Origin of the sequence: Acidovorax facilis (assembly GCF_023913775.1) — a bacterium.
GTDB classification, from domain to species: Bacteria; Pseudomonadota; Gammaproteobacteria; order Burkholderiales; family Burkholderiaceae_C; genus Acidovorax; species Acidovorax facilis.
This window is the reverse complement of record NZ_JAMXAX010000101.1, coordinates 1-21,599: the sequence shown is the minus strand read 5'-3', so window position 1 is coordinate 21,599 and position 21,599 is coordinate 1. Positions and strand designations below refer to the sequence as shown.

Here is a 21,599-nt window from a genome sequence, read left to right as displayed (position 1 = left end):
TCGCCCAGGCCAGACGCATGGTCGAGCAGTCGGTGCGCATTTACAACTGCGAGCGGCCACACCTATCGCTGAAAATGCAAACGCCCGATGCGGTGCATCGGGCGTCGTTGGCCGGATAGTCCGGCTGCAGTTTTAAACCGTCCTGGGTGTCAACGCTATTCAGGACGGGTCACATTTTAGCTGCCAGCGCTCATCCTGAAAGCGCCAACAGCTATCAAATATATAGCAATCAAATGGGTTGCGCCACCAGATCGTGCCCACGCACGCCGACAATGCGCGCCTTGGTGAACTCGCCCACCTTCATGGTTTTGCTGATCTTCTCGGGCGGCAGCAGCTGCACGGTGCCGTCGATCTCGGGCGCATCCGCATAGGTGCGGCCCACACCGCCCTTGCGGCCCAGGCCGGGAGCCGAATCCACCAGCACCTGCATGGTGGCGCCCACGCGGCGCTGCAGCTTGGCAATCGACACCTCTTCGGCTACAGCCATGAAGCGGGCACGGCGCTCTTCGCGCACTTCCAGAGGCAACATGCCCGGCAGCTCATTGGCAGCAGCACCCGTCACATCACTGTAGGCAAAGCAGCCCGCACGGTCGATCTGCGCCTCGCGCACAAAATCGAGCAGGTGCTGGAACTCTTCTTCCGTCTCGCCAGGGAAACCGGCAATGAAAGTGCTGCGGATCACGATCTCGGGGCAGGCCTCGCGCCAGCGCTGGATGCGCTCCAGGTTGCGCTCGCCGCTGGCCGGGCGCTTCATGCGCTTGAGCACGTCGGGATGACTGTGCTGGAAAGGCACATCCAGGTAGGGCAGTACGCGGCCGGTGGCCATGAGCGGGATCACCTCGTCCACGCTGGGGTACGGGTACACGTAGTGCAGCCGCACCCAGGCGCCGTAGGGCTCGGCGATCTCGCCCAGGGTCTGCACCAGCTCCAGCATGCGGGTCTTGATGGGCTTGCCGTCCCAGAAGCCGGTGCGGTACTTCACGTCCACGCCATAGGCAGACGTGTCCTGGCTGATGACCAGCAACTCCTTCACGCCGCCTTCGAACAGCGCCTTGGCCTCGCTGAGCACATCGCCAATGGGCCGCGAGACGAGATCGCCGCGCATCGAGGGGATGATGCAGAAGGTACAGCGATGGTTGCAGCCTTCGCTGATCTTGAGGTACGCGTAGTGCTTGGGTGTGAGCTTGATGCCCGCAATACCAAAGCTGCCGGGCACCAGATCCACGAACGGGTCGTGCGGCTTGGGCAGGTTCAGATGGACCGCATCCATCACCTCTTGCGTGGCATGGGGTCCGGTCACGGCCAGCACGCTGGGGTGCATCTGGCGCACCATGTTGCCGCCGTCGTCACCCGTGCGGGCGCCCAGGCAGCCGGTGACGATGACCTTGCCATTCTCGGCCAAGGCTTCGCCAATGGTGTCCAGGCTTTCCTTGACGGCGTCGTCAATGAAGCCGCAGGTGTTGACGATGACAAGGTCCGCGCCCTGGAAGGTCTTGGAGGTTTCGTAACCCTCCGCGCTCAGCTGCGTAAGGATCAGCTCGGAATCGGTCAGCGCCTTGGGGCAGCCCAGGCTGACGAATCCGACTTTGGGAGTTTTGGTGGGGGCAATTGCTTCGCTCATATCCCCGTATTGTCCCAGTTCCGGCGTCAGACCGGTGGGACGGGCAATTGCCTGCAATGCTTGCGACTCGCCGCGACCTATGAAACTGGCGCGATCCTAGGCCAGCGGCCACCGCGCAAGGGCCGCCCCGCCGCGCTGGCGGCGGAAGCCGCGAAGCGGCTCACGGGGGCTACCGCTTGAGTCCAAACGCGCCCAGCATCTGCTCCGTCTGCTTTTGCATCTGCTCCTGCATCTGCGTGAGCATGGACTGCGACTGCTCCACATAGTTGCCCATCATGCCCTTGAGCATGGGCGATTGCAGGCTCATGAACTGGGCCCACATCTCTGGCGTCACGCTCTGCGACTGCTCGGCCAGCTTGGCCTGAACGTCGGTAAACGCCTGTACGTTCTTCTCCAGGTACGCGCCCATGAAACCCTGCATGGCATGACCATAAAAACGGATGATGTTGGCCAGCACCGCCTCGGTGAACATGGGTGCGCCACCGGCCTCCTCTTCCAGAATGATCTGCAGCAGAATGCTGCGCGTGAGGTCTTCGCCCGTCTTGGCGTCGCGCACTACCACCTGTTGGTTGGCCATGACCAATTGGCGCACCTCGGCCAGGGTGATGTAGGTGGAAGTGTCTGTGTCGTACAGACGGCGATTGGGGTATTTTTTGATGACACGCTGCGCCGACTTGGGCGCGGCACTTTTCTGTTCGGACACGACGAACTCCTCGGGCTGGAAGCCCATGTATTGCAGTGCAGCACATTCTAGGGAACGGGCAGCCCGGCACCAGCAAAGGAATACCCTGATGACTAGCTGCGCGCCACTGTCGCCGGGGTGACACTTGCCAGGCCCGGTAGCGTCACCACGCTTGGCGCAGCCATCACAGGCCTGCACCAGCCCATCAACCTGTGCGGCGCACCGTCTGACAGCTGAATACGTTTGCCGGTGCGATAGTGGGCGTTTGCCCTCTTTTCCACACGATGCTCGAAAGTTTGCAGCTCTCCCCCTGGCTCGCTACGGCGGTAGCGGCCTTGTTTGCCACGACCTTGGCAGCCATCGCCCATCGGATAGTCGCCATCGTTCTGCGCCGCGCAACAACCCCCCTCCCCGTGGTGCAGACCGTGGTGCTGGCATGCATACCGGTCATGCGAATTCTGCTGCCGTTGATCGCGCTGCAACTGGTATGGCAAGCCGCCAGCGATGATCTGCCGTACATCGGCGGTATCCGCCATCTCAATGGCCTGGCGGTGATTGGCGGGGCCTGCTGGCTGCTGATTGCCGCAATTGGCGGCCTGGCCAATGGCGTCATTGCCCAACACCCCGCAGATGTGGAAGACAACCTCACCGCCCGACGCATCGCCACCCAGGCACGCGTGCTGTCGCGCACGGCGATGACCGGTGTGGTGATGGCGGGCCTCGCGCTCATGCTCATGACTTTTCCAGGGGCCCGGCAAGTAGGTGCCAGTTTGCTCGCGTCGGCCGGGGTGGTGGGGATTGTGGCGGGCATTGCAGCGCGCCCGGTCTTCAGCAACATGATCGCCGGCCTGCAGATCGCACTGGCCCAGCCCATCCGTATCGACGATGTGCTCATCGTTGAAGGGGAATGGGGACGGGTAGAAGAAATCACCAGCACCTATGTGGTGCTGCGCATCTGGGACGAGCGGCGCTTGATCATCCCGCTGCAGTGGTTTATCGAAAACCCGTTTCAAAACTGGACACGCACCAGCTCTGAAATCCTGGGAACCGTTTTCCTGTTTGCCGACTATCGCCTGCCGCTGGACCCGCTGCGGGCCGAATTGCAGCGGGTGCTGGAAACCGCACCAGAGTGGGACAGGCGAGTGAACGTGCTGCAGCTCACCGATGTGACCGAGCGCACCATCCAGATCCGCGTGCTGGTCTCCGCACGATCATCCGGCCTGGCGTTCGACCTGCGGTGCCGGGTGCGCGAAGCGCTGGTGACCTTCATCCAACGCGAATACCCGGACTGCCTTCCACAAGTGCGTGTGCCTGCACAGGGGGCTGAAGCACCGACAAGAACACTCGCGCAAGAGCCCCCGTTGAAGGCCTGAGCCAAGGCAGCGCTATCGATGCACCCACAAGAAGCCCCGCCAGATGTCGCCACGATAGCAACCATGCCGGAACACGGGCATTCTTCCTCAATAGCCCATCTTGAAGTACGCCACCGCAAGCACCGCAACGATGGCGGCGAGAGCAGCAAGCCAGAAGATCCGGATGTCGTACAGACCCAGTTCAGGATCCGTGTCCACAAAACCCTGATGGACACTTGAAGAATTGGATGGAGTGTTCATGGTGGCATCCCTTCTCTTTGAAGCCACCAAAGTTATCGCGACCCCGTGCGTCTTCGTGTCAGACAAAAACCAATTCATTGATTTGCCGCCAGGCACGCAGGCGCCGTCACCCTCGGTGAACCCAATGGGTGCAAGGAGCCAACAAAGAAGTTCGTCGGTATCCCCAGGGCGATGAACGACCGCGACGCCCGACATCGCATAAAAAAGAGGACTGATTCGAGCGCGACCAAAGAAAAAGCCACCTGTAAAAAGGTGGCTTTGTGCTTTTTGAAACCTGGTCAAGGTTTCCACAAGTTTTTCAGTGGTCTGAAAGCTGGTTTCCTTCAGGGAAAAACTTGGTAGGCGCGATTGGACTCGAACCAACGACCCCCACCATGTCAACGCAAAAATCAAGGACGTCCATGGACATCTAAGGACTTGATTTCATTAAAAAATTTTGATTTTTGATCCAACAATCTCCAGTCATTTCCACCCATTTTTTCCGTACAATTTCCGCACGATCTCCGTACTTCATGGAGGTCTGCCTGGATCGGGAGATGGGTCATGCAGCACATCCACCAAGTCACTCAGCGCGCGCGTCTCGCACCTCGACGAGAACCTTACTGGGCCCCTCTCAGCAAGGGGCGCCATGTGGGCTACCGCAAGATGTCGGACGGCGCAGGCACCTGGGTCGCACGCTACTACGACGAGGGAACGCGCAAGAAGACCTACAAGGCCCTCGGCGACTTCTCACTGCAGCCAGATCACCAGCGTTACGACTTAGCAACCCGCGCTGCTGCGCAGTGGTTTGAGCACATATCCAGAGGCGGCCTGACCACCGTCACTACGGTCAAGGACGCTTGCGACCACTACGTGACCCACCAGCGCCGCATGCGCTCTGAGAAAGCCGCACATGACGCGGAACAGCGCTTCAAAAACTACGTCCTGAATGATCCCAAGCTGGCAGCGATGGATTTGGCGAAGCTAACGCCCAGCCACATCGCAGCGTGGCGCAAAGCGCTGCAGGACAAGCCTAAGAAGAACGGCAAACCTCGCTCGAACAGCTCCTTCAATCGGGACATGACATGTTTCCGGGCTGCACTCAACCTCGCCCTGGAAGATGGCTTCGTCACCACCAACTTCGCATGGCGTAGCAAGCTCAAACCCCTGAAGGGTGTGGACCGCCGACGCGAGTTGTATCTCAACATCGAGCAGCGCCGCACCTTCATCGCGCACGCGGCTGATGATCTTGCTCAGTTTCTCCGGGGCATGTCCCTGGTGCCCTTGCGACCGGGTGCATTGGCGAAATTACAGGTCGCCCAATACGACCCGCGCCTTCAAACCCTCTCCGTCGGCAGCGACAAAGCCGGCCAGGGTCGGCGCATCGCCCTGCCGCAAACAACAGCCAAACTCTTCCAGGAGCTCTGCAAGGACCAGCCAGGAACGGCGCCGATTTTCCGTCGAGCCGATGGCAAGGCTTGGAATAAGGACGCCTGGAAACATCCGGTCAGCGATGCCGTGAGCGCTGCAGACCTACCCGCAGGTACCACCATGTACACCCTGCGCCACAGCACCATTACCGACCTCGTGCAAACCGGCCTGGACACTCTGACGGTAGCCCAGATCTCGGGGACTTCCGTGCGAATGATCGAGATGTACTACGGCCACCTGACCCGCGAGCATGCGAAAAACGCCCTGGCCACACTCGCGCTCTGACGAAAGTCCCTCATGCCCTCCTCCCTGATCACAGGAAAACACCACAGCAGTGCGCCTTATGGCACACTGCTAGTGCCAAATGGCAGAAAAGGTGTTTCCATGACGACCAAGCAGTCCCACTCGCGCAGCCCAGAAACCACGGGATCCTGGGTGCTGACGCATGAGCATCAACCTCACATCTCGGCAGAGCTGAGAAAGCGCTACAGCGCGCTGATTGACGCCAACGGCACGCACGTAGTCATCGCACTGGAAATGCTGGGTGGGGATGAAGTTTTCTCTCGCCGCCCCGAAAACCTGCTGGACGTCCACCTCTGGGTCTCGCACGGTATTCCCAGTGCGTCGATCACCCACCTAGCGCAGGCGATTGAGCCCCTCCCCTCCAATACGTTGAGTGAAGCGCTCGGCATCAGCCTGCGTACACTTCATCGCAAGAAGGGCGCCCAAAGCGACACACTCAGCGTGGCGCAAGGTGGGCGTGCCTTCAAATTTGCGGAAGTGGTCGCCAAGGCCACGGTAGTCCTCGGCAGTCGAGAAACTGCCGTGCAATGGCTGACCTCACCCGCGATAGGCCTGGATCAGCAAAAGCCAATCGATCTGCTGGCGACACCTGTAGGCACACAACTCGTCGAAGAACTTCTGGATCGCATCGAGTACGGGGTCTACGCTTGAAGCGCGAACACCCAATGGCGCCTATCCCCAAGCTCGGGGTAGGCGATCCCGTGCTCGCGTGGCGCCTGGACCGGCAGCACTACGCCTCCACCTGGGACAGCGGCATCGGCGCCGAGAAGCTGGGCGGCCGCTGGAACGCCAAGGGGCAGCGCGCCGTGTATTGCTCCGTGGACCCCAGCACTGCAATCCTGGAGGTTGCAGTCCATGCAGGTTTTCCGGTACTGGATACCCAGCCGCATGTACTCACCTGCATAGAAATCACCAAAAATCCGATTCACATCGTACAACCCGAGGACGTGCCCAACCCCGCCTGGCTGATCCCCGGCACGCCCAGCGCCGGCCAGCAAGCTTTCGGCAGCCAGTTGCTCGCACAGCACGGGATCGTGCTGTTCCCCAGCGCCGTGTCCCGCTTCAGCTGGAACCTGGTGATCGAGCCGAGCGCCGCCAAGGGCCGCTATCGCCAGCACTCGCAAGCCCCATTCGTCCTCGACACCCGCCTCCACCCTCCGCGCTCATAACCAATAGCGGCCTTAGCGGAGAAATCAGCACCAATCAATGTAAGCAAGCCCCTCATCGCTCACACCCTGCATACGTCCAATTTACCAGCGAGCTTCTGCCTAACGGGCTTCGGTGCGCGACTTCGATCGCTTGTTAACACCTCCGGGGGGTACAACGACGACAGCCTGTCGGTTGGCACCTTCGCGGCTATGCCAGCTTTTGAGGTGGATGCGCCTTTCGCAGCAAGCCGTTGACAAAGTCAGCTTTGCGCCGCAATTCACTTCCTTCGCAAGAGATCAAGCGCCGCAGTCGCCTCGCGTTTTATAGATGTATTCACGCCCGTGCCCACTGGACCAAATAGTCGCTACCATGTCCGTAAACATCAGTAACGGGGATGTGATGCTCTACTTATTGGACACTGGCCGAATGGCCCACAAATTCGGCAAATGGCGCGGCGCGCTTTATCTGTTAGCGACGGCCTTGCCGCTGGCTCTTGCGAATTTCATCGCCAAAGTCTTCAGTATTCTGCCGGGCCAACCTCAACCACTGGGTGCCCTCCAGTGGATCGAAATAGGTTGCTACACCCTCGCGCTGCTTCTCTGGAGCTACGGCTGCTATCTGCTCTACCGAGATCACGTCCATCACGACTATTACCTCGAAGCTGACCATTACCAGAGAGAAGGCTGGTAAGCGAGCGTGAGGCATGCTCCTCCACGGCAAAAAGTGGGGCCGGGCCTGCCTTCGAGGAAATCGCTCGGCACCATTCGTGCGTGTACAGCAAGGGACTGGTCGGTGCGGTGCGAAGATCTACAGGTGGACAAACGCGGCGCCGCAACCGATCGGTTGCTCTAGAGCAGATCAAGAATATCGACTGAGGGGGCGTCGGCCATGCCTATTGAAAGTGTCACGGTCATCGGATTCCGATGTTTCGGTCCCGCCCCGGCAGCCATCCCACTTAACACCGACCACGCCGCGATGGTCGGCGCCAACGCTTCGGGGAAGATCGCTGCGCTACAGACACTCATACGGCTGTTCTACGCGGTGCTGGCATTCGCCGACGTGAAACCCCTTTCGGTCGCCTAGTGTTTGCAGGAGTTCCTTTCCTATGAGTCCACCCAGTCTCTCCACCTTCGGCGCTACTGGCCCCATGGTGGGCTACCTCTACCAAGTCCGGATCGCCCTGCTCTGGGCCATACGCCGAAGCCGCGTCGGCGACTTCACCGTCAGCATCGAGACGCTAGACGATGTGAGCTTCGAGGTCGGTGGCCAGCCCGACGCCGTGCTGCAGACCAAGCACTCGCTCAACGCGATGGCCAACCTGACCGACCTTAGCCCCGAGGTGTGGAAGACCTTGCGGATCTGGCTCGTTGGGCTGGCCAGCGGCGAGATCCCACCCGAGACGGCACGCTTTCTGATCGCCACGGCCGATGCCCCCGCCGGCAGCGCTTGTGGCGCGCTGGGCATCGAGGGGACGGGGCGCGATGTGGCCGAAGCTGCCAAGCGGCTCAAGCATGCAGCCATCAGCTCGACCAACAGCGAACTCCAGGACGCCTTCGAGGCCTACCTGGCATTGGACGAGGCCGAGCGGGAGGCCCTGCTAGCGCGTGTCTATGTCGTGCCGTCCCAGCCCGATGCGGCCGCCATCGAAGTCCATCTGCAGTCCGAGCTCTACCATGTCTCTCTGCACCACCAGGCACTGTCGGTGCAGATGCTGGAAGGGTGGTGGTTCAAGCGTGTGCTCCGCGAGTTGATCCACCCCGAAGGCGGCATCCCGCGCGCAGAGATCGACGCCCAGATCACGGAGATCCAGGAATCGCTGAAGCCCGACTCGCTGCCGATCGACGGCGAACTCGACGCGCTGATGGTGGCGCTGGATCAGTTACCGGAGTTCGCTAACCGTCCCTTCTACAAGCAGGTGGAGTTAGTCGGTGGCAGCCAGCTGCGTATCCGCAATGCGATCACGAGCTACCTGCAAGCCTTCCGGCAGCGCTCAGCCTGGACCCGCCATGACCTGCTGTTCGACGCCGACCTGCAAAAGTACGACCAGCGTTTGCATACCGAGTGGGAATTGCAGTATGCGCAGGCCTGTGACGAACTCGGCGCCGGAGCCTCAGAGGCAGCCATGACCCAGGCGGGGCGCGCCATCCTGAAGTGGGCCGAGGACGCGCATGTGCCAATCCGCTCGGGCGTCAACGTCCCATGGGTATGTCGCGGTTCGCTGCACATGCTGGCAGAGGACCTGCGCCTGGGCTGGCACCCAGACTTCAAGGCACGGGTGCAGGCCATCTTCGGCGGGGCGGGAGAAGGAAGCGCGGCATGATCGCCTGGCAAGAACGCACCATCGAGCAGCGCAACCTGCTCAATCCGGCCTTCTGCGCGATTGCCGTGTGGCACCTCGCGCGCGGCTACCGAACCGAGGCGACAGAGCTCGACACCAGCGCAGTGGGACTACCGTTTGCGCTGGCGTTCGTGGGCGCCAGTCTGGTACTGCGTGGACAAACGCGTGACCAGTTGCCTCGAACGATCACCTCCTCGCTCGCGACTTGGGTCAACGATCACCCGCTGGAGCGTTCAGCGGTCGCCAAGGGCGTGGTCGTACTTCGCGAGCCTGTGCGCGAGGCACTGCTGTTCGGGGCACAGCACGGGCTGCTGTCGCTTGACGGCCATCGGCTCGAGGCCAGCAACGCCTCATCGAGAAAAATCAATGCCTACCTCCGCGCATCCAGTGGCGAGGTGAGGGACTGCATGCGCCAAGCGACCTTCGTCGGCCGCTGGCTGTGCAAAGCGGGTGCGCCCCCGACCGTGTTGGCGCTATTGGGAGTGCACGCATGATCCAGATTCGCGCCGTCGTTATTTACAGCCATGATAGACGGCACCGCGTGGTGCCCTTCGAGCCGGGCCACGTCAACATCATCTCGGGCGACTCGCGCACCGGCAAGTCGGCCATCCTGGGCATCATCGACTACTGCCTGGGTGCCAAGGAGATCGATGTGCCGGAGGGCAAGGTACGGCGCAACGTCTCTTGGTTCGGCCTACTGCTGGAGACCGGCCGCGGACAGGCTTTCGTGGCGCGCCAGTTGCCGGCGGGCGACGGCAAGTCCAGCGAGGCAATCTACGTGCAGACCGACAGCGTGGTGCCGATCCCCGCAGCCGGAGTTCTGCGCCCAACCACCAACCGCAATGGCTTGCGCGCGCTGCTGGCGTCCTGGGTAGGCATGTCCGACTACCTGCACGAGCCGCCGCCGGGCCAGACCAGGGATCCGCTGGCCGCCTCGATCAGCCACGCTCTCACCTTCTGCTTCCAGTCGCAGACCGAGATCGCACAGCGCAAGCACCTGTTCCACGGCTCAAGCGACCGCTTCGTGGCCCTGGCCATTAAAGACACCCTGCCTTACTTTTTAGGCGCCGTTACCGACGACTATGTCGCGCAGCAACAGGAACTCAAGCGCGTGCGCACCGAGATCCGGCAAATCGAGCGCAAGCTCGCGGAGGCCGCTGCGATCCGTGGGGAAGGTGTAGGCCGCGCCGACACGTTGCTGGCCGAGGCGAAAGCGGTCGGCCTGAGCACGCTCGACGACAGTGCGCCCTGGCAGGAGAAGATCGCGGCCCTGCGCACAATCCAGAATACCCCCGTGCCTTCGGCCGCCTCGGAAGCCGGTGAGGACGTCGAGTTCCGCCGCCTCTCCGACGTGCGCAGCGAGCTCGTGCGCGAGCAGCGCACGCTCCAGTCGACGCTGGAGCGTGCCCGTAATTTCGAAGGCAGCTCCAGGGGCTACTCCGCAGAGGCGCGCGAGCACACGGCCCGGCTCCAGGCGGTGACGGTTTTCGAGCACGATGCACCCGGACACGCCTGCCCGCTGTGCCTGCAGAACCTACCAGAAGCCTCGCAGGCACCCTCGATCGGCGATCTGCGCGCTGCACAGGACTACATCGGCGAGCGCAGCGGCGCGATGGACTCCGCGACGCCCCGCATCGCGACGGCTATCCAGGAAGTGGAGACCAAGCTTACCAACGTGCGCCGCCGCCTCGATGACAACCGTACCCTGCTCACGGCCGTCAAGCGCGGCAACCAGCGCCTGCAACTGGCCACAGACACCGAAGCCCGGCGCGCCATGGTCCTCGGACGAATCAGCCTGTACATGGAGAACATCCCGCAGATGCCGGACGTCAGCGAGCAGCAGGCTCGGCTGGCAGTGTTACGGGAGCAGGAGGCCCAGCTAGACGAGGCGGTCAGCACCGACACTATCCAGGCAAAGCTGGAATCCTGTCTCTCCAATGTCAACAAGCACCTGTCCGACTACGCCAAGCAGATAGACCTGGAATACTCGGATTCGCCGCTGCGCCTCGACCCGCGCAACCTGACCATCGTGGCGGACACGCCCGAGCGACCGGTGCCAATGCGCGAGATCGGCAGCGGCGAGAACCACGTGGGCTATCACATCGTCGCGCACTTGGCATTGCACACCTGGTTCGCCAGCCGCGGCCGCCCTGTGCCCTCCTTCCTGCTGCTGGACCAGCTCTCTCAGGCTCATTTTTCTCCCGACACTGTGCCGGGCAATGGTGTGACCCAGGAGAAGATCGACGCGGACCGCCGGGCCGTCAAACGCCTCTTCGGCCTGATCTTCGATGTCGTCGAGAGCCTGGAAGGCAAGTTCCAGGTGCTCATCACCGACCATCCGGACTTCAGCGACGACGCTCGATTCCAGGCGGCGCTGCGCGAGCGCTGGCGCGATGGGCTGAAGCTTGTTCCCGAAGACTGGCCACGCGCTGCTTGAGCACCACTAGCTGGCGCTAGGTGGGCCGTGTCGACGGGCACGAAGTACATTCCGCCCCACCCTCCTGCATTGCCCATCCAAATAACATGCAGCCACCCATTCGTGTTAATGCAACCCCAGATCTCTTCCCCTTGTCTTTCAAGGATATCGCCTCAGGTGTTTACTTCACCGAACTGAAGCTGCCCGCCGATGGCATCATCGACTCTGTGGAAGTAGTTGTTGACAGCAACATGCTTCGCGCGGTGCGTCAATCGCCGGCTCTTTTCAAGCGTCTAGGCTGGATCCTTGGGCCAGGCACGGTCATGCATGTCAATGTGGCGTACTTCGCATTCGAGCAGTTCATCGGCAACCAGAGTTCTGCTCTGCACAGACTGAGGGACTTCACCGAGCATCAGGCTCTGATGGGAAGCTTCCCCGTAGGTTTTGCCGAGTCATTCCTGAACAACTTGCCTACTCATGAGTCGGATATTCGACGCCTGATCGGCACTCTGGCCATCTATTTGTTTGTCTTGAGGTCGCTCTTCGAGCAGAAGATACCTATGGAGGACAAAACCCGTAAGTGGAGAGAACTCTTCCATAGCGATGTTCCCAAGCTGTCCGTGGTGTACGTGCTAGGCCTACTCTTCTTCCACGGTCAAGAAAACTCCCGACTCACCTTCACGGTCAGCGATCGCAAAGTACAGGCGTGGGCGGAACACTATCTCAGCGTGCGCGGAGAGGAGATCGGTGATCCACCCCGATGGGCTCGCAACAGGCTTTTCGACCTGATTCCACTCTACAGCGCACCTGCGCTCAACATCCAGGCGTTGGGGGGAAAGCCTGGGCGACTACTTACTGCCACCCAAGATACGTATGCCGCTGAGTGCTTGTACAGGCTGTTCGCCTTTTATGGTGAACAGCAAGCAGATGAGCCCTGGCATGTCATCATCAATTTCGACTGCCTGAAACCGAAGTCAGACCCGCTTTTCGAACAACTCCGAAGCGAATTCTTGTCAATCCGCGCCATGCAGACCGTCGAACATCGGAAAACCCGCGTCCGGAACTTGATCGACGCGTCTTTGCCCCTTCTGTCCCCCGACCGCAAGGCAGATCTCCTACGGACCTTGGACGAGTTTGCTATCTGGTCCTGGCTGGGGAAAGCAAGTAACTGTGAGCCATTCCAAGCCTCAGAGCCAAATAGCTGACGGACTCCAGGCGAGGAGCTACGAATCCAGGCCCTATCAGAACCAACTAGGACCGGGTGATACGACTGCGGCTACAGACGAATGCGAGGATCAAGTGCGGCGAACAGATGGGCTCTGTGCTGAGTGTTCCGCGCCGGTTTATCTGCACTGCCTGCGGGTGCCGCGCCGCTCCCGTATTGGTGACCGGCGATCCCCGCACGCAATGGTGCTCGAACGGACGCTCGAAAAACCTGTCAACGCTCTAGTAAGCGCGTAGGCAAGCCGCGCGCTCGCCTAGATTCTTATCTCGGTATCCACCAAGGCGAACAGGCGAGCGACTCGGCCATGCCCGTCACCTCAGCAACGCCAAGCCGCGATGTCTGCAGGCGTACAGCCTACGGTTACGACGGGCAGCCTGCCTTGGCCGATGACGCCCTCGATCCAGGCGCGGTGCACCATCACATTTGTGAACATGCTGGGGCGGTCCACATTGCTGCAGACCAGATGTCCCAGACTGACAATGCCAGCCTGGAACCGATTTGAACCGAGCGTCCCAACCAAGGGTCCGCCGCTATCACCACTGCAGATACCCCTTGCAGGGCTTTGCGCTGGTGCCCCAATGCACAGTTGATCCGCAGCCAAAGAGCTTGGCGCCCAAGCCTGATCACAAACGTTCTGCGCTACGGCGGTCAGATTCACTGACTGAAGCTCAGACGACGGTGCACCGCTGTTGCCCAGCGTCCCCCAGCCCGAAGCGATGAGTGGTGCCACAGCAGCAGCGGCACTGTCGGTCGGGATGAACAAGGCAGGCTGGGACAGCCTGCCCCCGGCCACGCGAACAAGCCCGATGTCATTGCCCATAGGAATGGGCTTGCCTGACCTAACCGCAGCAGTCTGCTCTCCCACCGGCATGCACTGGAAGCCCGAATGCGGCCGAACCGCCGTAGCGTTCAATTTGGGCAGACCTGGCTTGAGCTGCGCGTAGCCGCTGATCGCATAGAGGGTTGTGAACTTTCGGAGGTTGCACTCCCCGTCGTACAAGCAGTGCGCGGCCGTCAGCACCCAGCCATCCGCCACCACGGTGGCTCCGCACAGAAAGCCCCCCGGAAAGTCCAAGCCCTCGCGCAGCAGTGCGACCATGTATGTCGACGTACGTTTGTCGGCATCCTCACCGCCAACGACCAGCGGCCCGTAGCTTTTGGTCCCCATGGGTTCGACCTGGGCCGACAAACCGCAGGACCACATGCCAAGCACCAGGGACAATGCCATCTGGCCGAGCTTCATAAATTGCCGTCCGGATAGGGCGGTATGCGGCCGACAGCTCGGTAGGCATTGTTAGCCGTGTACCAAGCGGCTTGCCGCTTCATGCGCGCCTCAGTTACCTTGCTAACGGGCGCGCTGTCGGGCAGTTCGGCTAGTTCATTTTCCGCTAACTCCACCTTGTAGTCGGCATCAATAACAGCCTGCTGCAGCACACGGTCGGCGACATCGGCCGCGTCGCGCGCTTCTTTCGTCAGCGGCGGCAACTTGTTAACGATGACTTTGCTCACATCCGTCGCGCTTTCCGACAAGGCATTCCCCAGGAACTTGGCGACCTTACTCCCAGGAATCACCTCGGTCACCACCACCAGGCTAACTACCCGAGTGTGCGGTGTGGACTGATTTTTCAAGGAGGTCGGCTCAGTGCATTCGTGCCCGTCCGGATGAGGCGCAGCCATCTGCGCGGCACGCTCCTGGGCATCTGGCCAACATGCCACTCGAGCCCATTGAAGCCAGTCGTCCGATCGCTCGACCTCCTTCTTGGCTTGGTTGACAGCATCCAGCTTCTGATCCAGCTGCCAGTTACAGATCGCAGGGATTTCCCGTTTGGATTTCTCCAAGTCGCGATTTGCCGCTCGGACGGCAGTGCAGTATCCGTCCAGCTTTGCCAAATAGGGATCTCGGTATACGTTAGGCATGACCGGTGGTATCTTTCCGGCGGCGCGGTCGGCGGGCTCATTGTCGAACTGCAGCTTCGTGTCGAGGATCGACGCAGCCCGATCCTTGCTCGCCCAAGCAGACTCGACCGTGCTGATGTGTTTGGTGCCTTCCGCAGATAGCGGGGCCAGAGGAACATAGTCGGTCTCCGCGCCGTTCATCAGCGAATCCGTCAGCTTGTAGGTCTGATTGCTATTGACGCCCTTGAACGCCATGTGAACGGATGCGAAATGCGTCGATTGCCCAATACCTGTCAAGGTAACGGCAATGTCGTAGTCACGGCGATCACTGTTCCAGAACGAGCGCTCTCGCCAGTCCCCGATCTCGAAGTAGGCAGGTACCAAGCGGAACAACTTACCCTCCGGCGCCGTAACTACCGCAGCCATAAAGATCATTCGCGCGTTTTGATAGGCACCAACACGCGGAGCCAGAGGCCGCCAAGTATGTGGCTCAGCCGCCACCGGAGTCGCATTGAAGTTGTCCGCCTCTACGATGATCAGGCAGCGAGCATTGAGCGTGTTCTTCCGCTCGCGCAGGTAGTTGTAGAAATACGCGTCCGTTCTGGCGGACATGGCGTTCGGCCGGTCTTCGCCTGCCGCTTGTAGCTTCTTTGCGGCAAGGTCAACACCGCCAGACACAAGCTTAGGGACGATCACCGCGCCTATGGCCGCCAGGACGGCAGCGAATTTCTGGGGAGCTTGGCTCGCCTCCGCAGGCAAGCCCTTGGGGCAAGTTCCATTGAACCACTCCGCGCGAATCTCAGTATCCGCAAAGCTGGGAACGGTAGCCGACGCGACGGCCAGGACCAACAAAAGCCTGAAAAAGTGTCCAAGGGAACGCATTCGGCCCTCCTATTGTTCGAGTCACACTTCAGCAGCGCCCACTGCGTTGATACGCCGCAAATGACAATTACACTCCGTACATAATGAAACATTAAATCCGTATCGCCGTCAATCACCTTACCCCACCAGCCAGATCGACCGGGTACCTGCTTTGAATAGGCCCCACCAGTTCACGACCGTGTGGAAACAATCGAAATCCGTCGCTCAAATCACGCGCGCGACCTAGTCGAATCGACGAAGCAGAGTTCTTGGCGCGCAGCTACAAAAGAGAAATCAGCGGAGCAAGAGGCGGCGCATAAACTGTTCCGATCGTCAAGGGAGGATTACGTGAGTCAACGAATTGAGCCCGCGCCTTCAGGGCTTTCGCATGTTGCCGATCTTGCACTGCGACTACACGAAGAAAGGCAGCCAGAGCTTCGCGTGGACCTGCAAGCAGGGCAAATACTGACAGAGATCGATTTGCCAAAGGGCTGCAATTTGGTAGATGGGACAATCGAGTTCGAATCGCTCGAGGCGCGCAACGTAATCGTTGCAGCAGCCGTCTATGAGCGTTTTTTCCCCTTCGTCGACATTGACGCCAATGAGCTGTTCGAGCGCGCCTGCAAGCTGTGGCGCAAGGAGATCGGTCGCAGCGACCAGGCATCAGGGCGCTTGCTCGCACTTGCATCTGGGAACGTCGACGTGCTCGTAGCCGGAGCACGGCGGATTCGATCTGGTTCGAATGTGTTCGACGTTCTGCACCTCGTCGAAGCTGCCCTGCCCTACCTGAACAACCTCGCAGTACCATCAATCATCGACCTGATTGCAGCGAAATACGAGCCGACTAAGAATGACATGGTCGCCGGAAGGATCAACAGAGTCCTAGAAGAGTGGCTTGAAAAGAAGCCAGACGTCGCGCGAGAGCTGCATAGCAAAATCCTCGAAGACCTGTCCGAGGCGACCTCAAGCCTGCTGGGCAACGCAGTCGTCGCGTTGTCCAAATCCGACTATGCAGCCGGCGTCGAAATAGCTAGGACTGATGCTCGATCCGACGTACTCATGCAAGCACAGGTTGGCACTTGGACGCTTGGGCGTTTGCTCCTGGATGAGCACGCGCCACCGGAAGCAATCAACGTCGTGGTGGAAGCCGTGATTCACCTGATCGGGAGCGAGCAGCCTGAGCTCAGGTCGCAGGCAATTAGAGCTTCAGTTGACGCAATGCACACGACTTCAGCGTTTGACTCTCTCTTGCTAAGCCTGGCCGAAGGTGGCGACCAAGATGTGCTCTGCGCCGCAGCCTCAGCCCTATTCCTCAAGAGCAAAGAAATTGGTGAGCGTGGCCTCACGCAACGCTGGCTCCAGCTGCTAACGGCGTTAAAGCCCGAGTTCAAAGGCGCGATCCGAGACCTAGACTACGCGATGTCGCAGTTGCTCTCTGAGCCAGGGCATGGCGAGATGATAGTTTCGACGCTAGGACAGTGGATCGCCAATCATGGCCCGCAAGTCCCCATCGACTCGGGCACAGCCGAACTCTTCAACGACACGCTTCACGCACTGTCCAATCTGGAGGCAAACTGGTCATCGCTCGTAACGGACTGGTTGCTAAGCGATAAACAAACACACGCTGCAGCGTTGGCTGGGATCCTTACCCAATTCAGCCACCATGCGCCAACGAAGATCAAACTCGACAAGAGCCGTTTGGACAAGCTTTCGACTGACGATCTTTTGTTCCTCGCAAGGCGCATGTTGGGCTACGTCCACGACAGAGCACAAGTGACATCGCTAGCCCTATCAATGCTTCAATCGAACGACGCAGAGAAACGCATTTACCCGGTACTGCGCCCGCTGCTTGTCGAGGAAATCGGCTATGACTATCCACGGAGTACTGCCGATGCTCTGCACAAGGCGGCGCAGGAGATGTCATCGGTAGGCAATCGGGACTTCTTGCGGGCGGCGGCAGACGCCATCAACCAAGTCACTGAGGCGCAGAGCGCTTTGCCCTCTATCAATGAACTTCGCCCGCCCACAAGGCTGCGCAGGCTTTTTTCTCGAGCGCGTGCGAAGCAGATGGACAATTCGTTCGAAGAGGCAAACAAGAACTCCATCTGGCGACAAATTGCCACACATATCCCCCTCAAGGCGGGGGCGGGGACTTTCAACTACCGAGACTCCAGCTACGGTCCATCGATGAAGCTCTCATCAGTGTCTCATTCGATCGAATTGCCGAGGCGCGAGGCTTTCGATCCGATCGGCAACTCGATTCGTCATCTCGGGTTTAGACTTGCCAAGCGAGACGATACATGAGACTGATTGTTTCGCAGTTCCTACGCACGTTGCGGGAGCGTGATGAGTTCGATCGACTGCTGCCCGACCTGTTGATGGCAATGGGCTACGTTCCGCTTGCGAAACCCCAAACCGGCGTTCGACAGCACGGTGTCGACCTGGCCGCCGTAGGCAAGTCGCTCGCCGATGGTACGGACGAGATGCTTCTCCTGGTCATTAAACAAGGAGATCTGGGACGGCGCGATTGGGACAACGGTGAGCCGACTTCGGTCCGCCCCAGTCTCAATGAAGTGCTGGACGTCTACCTGACGAAGCTTGTGGCACCGGAACACAGCGGACTACGAAAGACCATCATTCTCGCGACAACCGGGGATCTGAAGCAGGACGTCGAGATGAATTGGACGGCGTTCAAGGAACTGAACGCAGCAAAAGCAAATTTCGACTTCTGGGGAGCGGATCGGGTGTCTGATTTGATCGAGCGGTACCTGCTTGATGAGAACCTCTTTGCGCCAGGCGATCGATCCGATCTTCGCAAGTCACTTGCATTGGCCGCCGACCCGGAGTACGACTTCCGTGACTTGAATCGCCTGCTGCTTCGGCAGCTGGGCCTGACGGCCGATGGCAAAGTAGAGAAACCGGACATCAATCTCAAGCAATTGCAGAAGGCCTTCCGGCGTGCGCACCTCGCAGCGCAAATCTGTGCACGATGGGCCCAAGCAGACGGTGACTCACGACAAGCACTTTGGGTCAATGAGCGAGCCCTTCTGTGGGCATGGCACAGAGTGCAACTCGTGAACGCCGACGATCGATCCAAACTCTATCCAGCGATCGCCGGAATGTGGGATTCTTACATCCACGCTGCGGCTCGATACTTCGAAGTGATAGGACCACATCTTCAGGTGCGCGATGGCATGGCTGGGTATGGTAGCGAAGGGGCTGCATTCTCCGTTGTCCTTTTTGAGCATATTGGCCTTATTGGCTCGGTAGGTCTCGCCTGCTGCTTGAAGCAAGGCAACAGCGAAGCGGAAGATGCGACCATTAGCGCCAATGTCTCAACAGTAGCTGATAGTCTATGTGCTCTCATTGAGAACCACGGAGCAGGCGCTTCACCACGTCTTGACCGGCACATCATTGACATATCTCTGGCGCTGATGTTCCTGGTACTCGCAGGACGACGCGAGCAGGCCGAGAGTTGGGTTGCGGAGATTGCCAAACGTTTGGACTACTGCTTCAAGATGCGGGCAAGGTTTCCTGTTTCTTCGGATTCACTCGAAGATCTGGTGGAGCTGGAAGTCAATCAGAAGGACGTCGGCTTGGCGCAGAAGCTGATGCGCACATCTTGGTCACTTGCGACAGTTGCGGCTTGGTGCGTGATCCTAGAACTGGATGAACACTACGCAGCACTTTCGCAAGGCGTGTCGGAGCCCTATAAGGATGTTTGCGCCCAGCTGTGGCATCCGACCGGTGACTGGCCCACGTACTGGTACTTCGGTGGATCGCTGAACCATGGGGAAACCGAGGCACCATACGTTCTACCGTCCGCAATTGATGAAATGCGCAAACGGATGACCGATTTCATGGCCCTAAAGAACTATGACTGGGCTGGATCATCACCGAGTCGTGACGTAGGCATCTGGGCTATCGATTTCATCGCCTGTCGGCACTTTCGAACACCGGTTCCGGCATCGGCATGGTATCGACTGATAACCTTGAATTCTCAACAGGTCCCAGAAGCATAGATCGCCAAAGCGGATGCTGTCCGCCTTGCTAACGCTCCGGTTCCAGACAGCTTAGAGTTCTGTGTGCTGGCATCCCATCCCCATGAAAGGCTGCTTTCTGCACCGGTGGATCAGTACCACCCGTACCTCATTGCGATTCCCCTGCACGCTGCGATATCCAGTGATGTACCGATCTGAGCGACCAAGAGGCTGCGCGCGGCCCGATCTTGATCGCACGCGGAAACTCTCCCTGAGACATCTGGTCGTAGAGCGCCGAACGACACAGGCCCGTCAGACGAAGAACCTCGGGCAGTCGCACAAGACGGTCTTCTTTTGCGATCGAAAACAACGTACCGGGAGCGTCGCCATCCAGCAAACAAATCGCTTCTCGAAGGAATTGCGCAGCACGGTCCAGCGCATCTTTTTCGCGGTAGGGCCGTCGCCCCTGTATCCCGCTCTCACGGCTGTTTGGTGGCATGGTGTCCCCTTTTGGATACGTCACATTTCATCGCCATGGCCGCAGGATGCCAAAGAAGTCCGGTAGCTCCAACCTACCGAGACGCAACGCAGCGTGCGCTAGACATGTCCCAGCACAATCGACGGTTGCTGCTTCCTCAGCACCAAGCTGTGCTCGACCTTGTCCCAGTACGCCGCGACACTCTTCGTCGGATCGCTTGTGGAGTGTCCGAACCGAGCGGACCTCGCTAGCTTGTGAGGACCCCATTGGTTAGAAGAAATAATGTGGGAGCAAGGTAATTCATGAAGGCCATTTCAGCTATCCAGCGGATCTGTGTTCGAGCAGTTCCCACAAAAAGCAACCCAAAGTACTTTGAATGGGAGCACGCCTCCATTTGCATGTTCATTCCGGAAGCCGACCGGGGATTGGCACTCGTCAAAGCTCGGCAAGAGCTGATCCGCCGACATTGGACGTTCATCAAGTACGAAGACAGATCGACACTGATCGAAGCACGCGTCCGGGAAGAAGGAGGTGCGGTGCTAGAAGCGTTCAAAGAGGCGTTGCGCGGTCGTGTGTTCTTCAAGGTATTCATTGACACCTTCGGCAGCGGCAGCAAGGACCGACAGACAATGCTTCCTGCCCGCATCACGGAAGACTTCATCGACGAAGTCATCATCAAAGCGGGTGGAGCGCGCTTGGACACTGCGGGGATCACGCCAGGCATCCGCAACGCGGACTACCTCCTGGGGCGGTACATTTTCGAACTGAAAGATCTCCAGGAGGAGGCGATGAGCAAGGGCCCTCACCAAGAAAGGCTTGCGCAACTTTTTCGTCCCTACGCACGAGGAGAAGCGTGGGTCACGATCAACCCCGCTATGCTGTCGAAGTCAGATTTTCGCGAGTATCTGAATATCTTGGGCCGCCCCATTCAAGGACACGTTCGCTCTGCGGCCAAGCAGATCAAGGAGACAAAGAAACTTCTTGGTCGCGACGATCTGCTGGGTGGACTCCTGCTTCTAAACACCGGCTTCGGGACATACCCTCACGACGAGTTCTCCGCCCAAGTCGAGCGCTATGCCCGCAAGGACACAAGCGAGTTCAACGCGGTAATGACAGTCAGCGCGTGGTCGCAGACCAATGGCTTCGACACATTTGCGTTCTACAAGATATCCCCTCAGGAATCACAGGAGGAGGAAATCGTAGCCTTTCAGCAGGCTTTCAGCGATTGCTACATGGCCATGATGACAAAATTGATCCAGGGGGCACTGCCGGCTGCCGCAGCCAGCGCACCAGCCAGCCGTTCGATCGGTTTCGCAGTCGATGGCATTGACTTCGCGTGGGAGGCCCCGCGCATTCCGCTGCCATGGGAGCGCGATGCAAAGTAGCAAGTCGAGCATCAGGTGGACCATGAGCCGTCTCCATGCGTCAATGAATCGCAGCCTTAGGGCCTTATTGCGCAAGCGGCCTATGCCCGGATTGGACTTACTCTTTCCGATAGATCTATAGACCAGGCATGATTTATTCATGAACTTGTATTGATTTCATGACTCCAAAGTTCATGGAAAAAGAAGATGCACGCAAGCAGTCGCGGGAAGTACTGCATGAGCGTCGCAAGCAGGTCATCCGC

19 protein-coding genes are annotated in these 21,599 nt (G+C 59.5%); 13 read left to right on the top strand and 6 right to left on the bottom strand.

Going from position 1 to position 21,599, the window contains the following annotated elements; all coding sequences use genetic code 11:
- Window positions 1-119, top strand: a 119-nt coding sequence (locus NFX52_RS21995; RefSeq protein ID WP_156358616.1) for an integrase core domain-containing protein, incomplete at its 5' end; no start/stop codon positions are given.
- A 110-nt stretch (window positions 120-229) separates the two neighbouring features.
- Here the strand turns inward: NFX52_RS21995 and rimO are convergent.
- Window positions 230-1,621 (bottom strand): 30S ribosomal protein S12 methylthiotransferase RimO, encoded by a 1,392-nt coding sequence (gene rimO, locus NFX52_RS21990; RefSeq protein WP_055402455.1) that lies wholly within the window; start codon window positions 1,619-1,621, stop codon window positions 230-232.
- A gap of 169 nt (window positions 1,622-1,790) precedes the next feature.
- Window positions 1,791-2,351 (bottom strand): polyhydroxyalkanoate synthesis repressor PhaR, encoded by a 561-nt coding sequence (gene phaR / locus NFX52_RS21985; protein WP_055402453.1) that lies wholly within the window; start codon window positions 2,349-2,351, stop codon window positions 1,791-1,793.
- A gap of 236 nt (window positions 2,352-2,587) precedes the next feature.
- Between phaR and NFX52_RS21980 the strand changes: the two genes are divergently transcribed.
- Window positions 2,588-3,676 (top strand): mechanosensitive ion channel family protein, encoded by a 1,089-nt coding sequence (locus NFX52_RS21980; protein ID WP_207402124.1) that lies wholly within the window; start codon window positions 2,588-2,590, stop codon window positions 3,674-3,676.
- 87 nt (window positions 3,677-3,763) lie between these two features.
- Here the strand turns inward: NFX52_RS21980 and NFX52_RS21975 are convergent, their stop codons facing one another.
- Window positions 3,764-4,207 (bottom strand): hypothetical protein, encoded by a 444-nt coding sequence (locus tag NFX52_RS21975; protein WP_156358887.1) that lies wholly within the window; start codon window positions 4,205-4,207, stop codon window positions 3,764-3,766.
- Window positions 4,208-4,459: 252 nt separating this feature from the next.
- On the opposite strand from NFX52_RS21975, the gene NFX52_RS21970 reads away from it, so the two are divergent.
- From NFX52_RS21970 to NFX52_RS21935, 8 genes are all read left to right on the top strand, one after another.
- Window positions 4,460-5,611: a tyrosine-type recombinase/integrase gene (locus NFX52_RS21970; RefSeq protein WP_207402123.1), complete on the top strand. Its 1,152-nt coding sequence runs from the start codon at window positions 4,460-4,462 to the stop codon at window positions 5,609-5,611.
- A 99-nt stretch (window positions 5,612-5,710) separates the two neighbouring features.
- Window positions 5,711-6,280, top strand: a complete 570-nt coding sequence (locus NFX52_RS21965; protein ID WP_082437670.1) for an Xre family toxin-antitoxin system antitoxin — start codon at window positions 5,711-5,713, stop codon at window positions 6,278-6,280.
- 14 nt (window positions 6,281-6,294) lie between these two features.
- Window positions 6,295-6,798 carry an RES family NAD+ phosphorylase gene (locus tag NFX52_RS21960; protein WP_055402445.1) on the top strand — a complete coding sequence of 168 codons (504 nt, stop codon included), beginning with the start codon at window positions 6,295-6,297 and terminating at the stop codon, window positions 6,796-6,798.
- A gap of 406 nt (window positions 6,799-7,204) precedes the next feature.
- Window positions 7,205-7,468 carry a hypothetical protein gene (locus tag NFX52_RS21955; RefSeq protein WP_156358886.1) on the top strand — a complete coding sequence of 88 codons (264 nt, stop codon included), beginning with the start codon at window positions 7,205-7,207 and terminating at the stop codon, window positions 7,466-7,468.
- Between the two features lie 415 nt (window positions 7,469-7,883).
- Window positions 7,884-9,098, top strand: a complete 1,215-nt coding sequence (locus tag NFX52_RS21950) for an ABC-three component system protein (RefSeq protein ID WP_156358885.1) — start codon at window positions 7,884-7,886, stop codon at window positions 9,096-9,098.
- On the top strand, window positions 9,095-9,610 hold the full coding sequence (locus tag NFX52_RS21945) for a three component ABC system middle component (RefSeq protein WP_055402437.1): 516 nt from the start codon (window positions 9,095-9,097) through the stop codon (window positions 9,608-9,610). The genes NFX52_RS21950 and NFX52_RS21945 overlap by 4 nt, the downstream gene beginning before the upstream one ends.
- A complete protein-coding gene (locus NFX52_RS21940) occupies window positions 9,607-11,553 on the top strand; it encodes a DUF3732 domain-containing protein (RefSeq protein WP_055402435.1) in 1,947 nt (648 codons plus the stop codon). Before NFX52_RS21945 ends, NFX52_RS21940 begins: the two co-directional genes overlap by 4 nt.
- Window positions 11,554-11,684: 131 nt before the next feature.
- The gene (locus NFX52_RS21935; protein ID WP_156358884.1) at window positions 11,685-12,737 is read left to right on the top strand and encodes a hypothetical protein; all 1,053 of its coding nucleotides are present in this window, start codon (window positions 11,685-11,687) and stop codon (window positions 12,735-12,737) included.
- 336 nt (window positions 12,738-13,073) lie between these two features.
- Here NFX52_RS21935 and NFX52_RS21930 read toward each other — a convergent pair whose 3' ends face one another.
- Together NFX52_RS21930 and NFX52_RS21925 are read right to left on the bottom strand one after the other, a co-directional pair.
- Window positions 13,074-13,985, bottom strand: a complete 912-nt coding sequence (locus NFX52_RS21930) for a serine protease (protein ID WP_162239799.1) — start codon at window positions 13,983-13,985, stop codon at window positions 13,074-13,076.
- Window positions 13,986-13,996: 11 nt separating this feature from the next.
- A complete protein-coding gene (locus NFX52_RS21925; protein ID WP_055402429.1) occupies window positions 13,997-15,535 on the bottom strand; it encodes a hypothetical protein in 1,539 nt (512 codons plus the stop codon).
- 180 nt (window positions 15,536-15,715) lie between these two features.
- Here NFX52_RS21925 and NFX52_RS21920 point away from each other — a divergent pair, with 180 nt between their 5' ends.
- Entirely contained in the window at window positions 15,716-17,818 is a 2,103-nt protein-coding gene (locus tag NFX52_RS21920) for a hypothetical protein (protein ID WP_252635819.1), read from the top strand.
- The gene (locus tag NFX52_RS21915) at window positions 17,815-19,536 is read left to right on the top strand and encodes a hypothetical protein (protein ID WP_055403014.1); all 1,722 of its coding nucleotides are present in this window, start codon (window positions 17,815-17,817) and stop codon (window positions 19,534-19,536) included. Before NFX52_RS21920 ends, NFX52_RS21915 begins: the two co-directional genes overlap by 4 nt.
- Before the next feature lie 127 nt (window positions 19,537-19,663).
- On the opposite strand, the gene NFX52_RS21910 is transcribed toward NFX52_RS21915, so the two are convergent.
- Complete coding sequence (locus NFX52_RS21910; protein WP_082437702.1) at window positions 19,664-19,993, bottom strand: helix-turn-helix transcriptional regulator; 330 nt, start codon at window positions 19,991-19,993, stop codon at window positions 19,664-19,666.
- 281 nt (window positions 19,994-20,274) lie between these two features.
- Between NFX52_RS21910 and NFX52_RS21905 the strand changes: the two genes are divergently transcribed.
- Complete coding sequence (locus NFX52_RS21905; RefSeq protein WP_156358806.1) at window positions 20,275-21,357, top strand: hypothetical protein; 1,083 nt, start codon at window positions 20,275-20,277, stop codon at window positions 21,355-21,357.
- Window positions 21,358-21,599 lie beyond the last annotated feature (242 nt).

Excerpts from the sequence above, each read along its gene's own strand:
- phaR (WP_055402453.1), bottom strand. The coding sequence starts at position 2,351 with ATGGGCTTCCAGCCCGAGGAGTTCGTCGTGTCCGAACAGAAAAGTGCC.
- NFX52_RS21970 (WP_207402123.1), top strand. The coding sequence starts at position 4,460 with ATGCAGCACATCCACCAAGTCACTCAGCGCGCGCGTCTCGCACCTCGA.
- NFX52_RS21980 (WP_207402124.1), top strand. The coding sequence starts at position 2,588 with ATGCTCGAAAGTTTGCAGCTCTCCCCCTGGCTCGCTACGGCGGTAGCG.
- NFX52_RS21945 (WP_055402437.1), top strand. The coding sequence starts at position 9,095 with ATGATCGCCTGGCAAGAACGCACCATCGAGCAGCGCAACCTGCTCAAT.
- NFX52_RS21910 (WP_082437702.1), bottom strand. The coding sequence starts at position 19,993 with ATGCCACCAAACAGCCGTGAGAGCGGGATACAGGGGCGACGGCCCTAC.
- NFX52_RS21940 (WP_055402435.1), top strand. The coding sequence starts at position 9,607 with ATGATCCAGATTCGCGCCGTCGTTATTTACAGCCATGATAGACGGCAC.
- NFX52_RS21965 (WP_082437670.1), top strand. The coding sequence starts at position 5,711 with ATGACGACCAAGCAGTCCCACTCGCGCAGCCCAGAAACCACGGGATCC.
- NFX52_RS21955 (WP_156358886.1), top strand. The coding sequence starts at position 7,205 with ATGGCCCACAAATTCGGCAAATGGCGCGGCGCGCTTTATCTGTTAGCG.
- NFX52_RS21925 (WP_055402429.1), bottom strand. The coding sequence starts at position 15,535 with ATGCGTTCCCTTGGACACTTTTTCAGGCTTTTGTTGGTCCTGGCCGTC.
- NFX52_RS21960 (WP_055402445.1), top strand. The coding sequence starts at position 6,295 with ATGGCGCCTATCCCCAAGCTCGGGGTAGGCGATCCCGTGCTCGCGTGG.
- NFX52_RS21950 (WP_156358885.1), top strand. The coding sequence starts at position 7,884 with ATGAGTCCACCCAGTCTCTCCACCTTCGGCGCTACTGGCCCCATGGTG.
- NFX52_RS21915 (WP_055403014.1), top strand. The coding sequence starts at position 17,815 with ATGAGACTGATTGTTTCGCAGTTCCTACGCACGTTGCGGGAGCGTGAT.
- rimO (WP_055402455.1), bottom strand. The coding sequence starts at position 1,621 with ATGAGCGAAGCAATTGCCCCCACCAAAACTCCCAAAGTCGGATTCGTC.
- NFX52_RS21930 (WP_162239799.1), bottom strand. The coding sequence starts at position 13,985 with ATGGCATTGTCCCTGGTGCTTGGCATGTGGTCCTGCGGTTTGTCGGCC.
- NFX52_RS21905 (WP_156358806.1), top strand. The coding sequence starts at position 20,275 with ATGAAGGCCATTTCAGCTATCCAGCGGATCTGTGTTCGAGCAGTTCCC.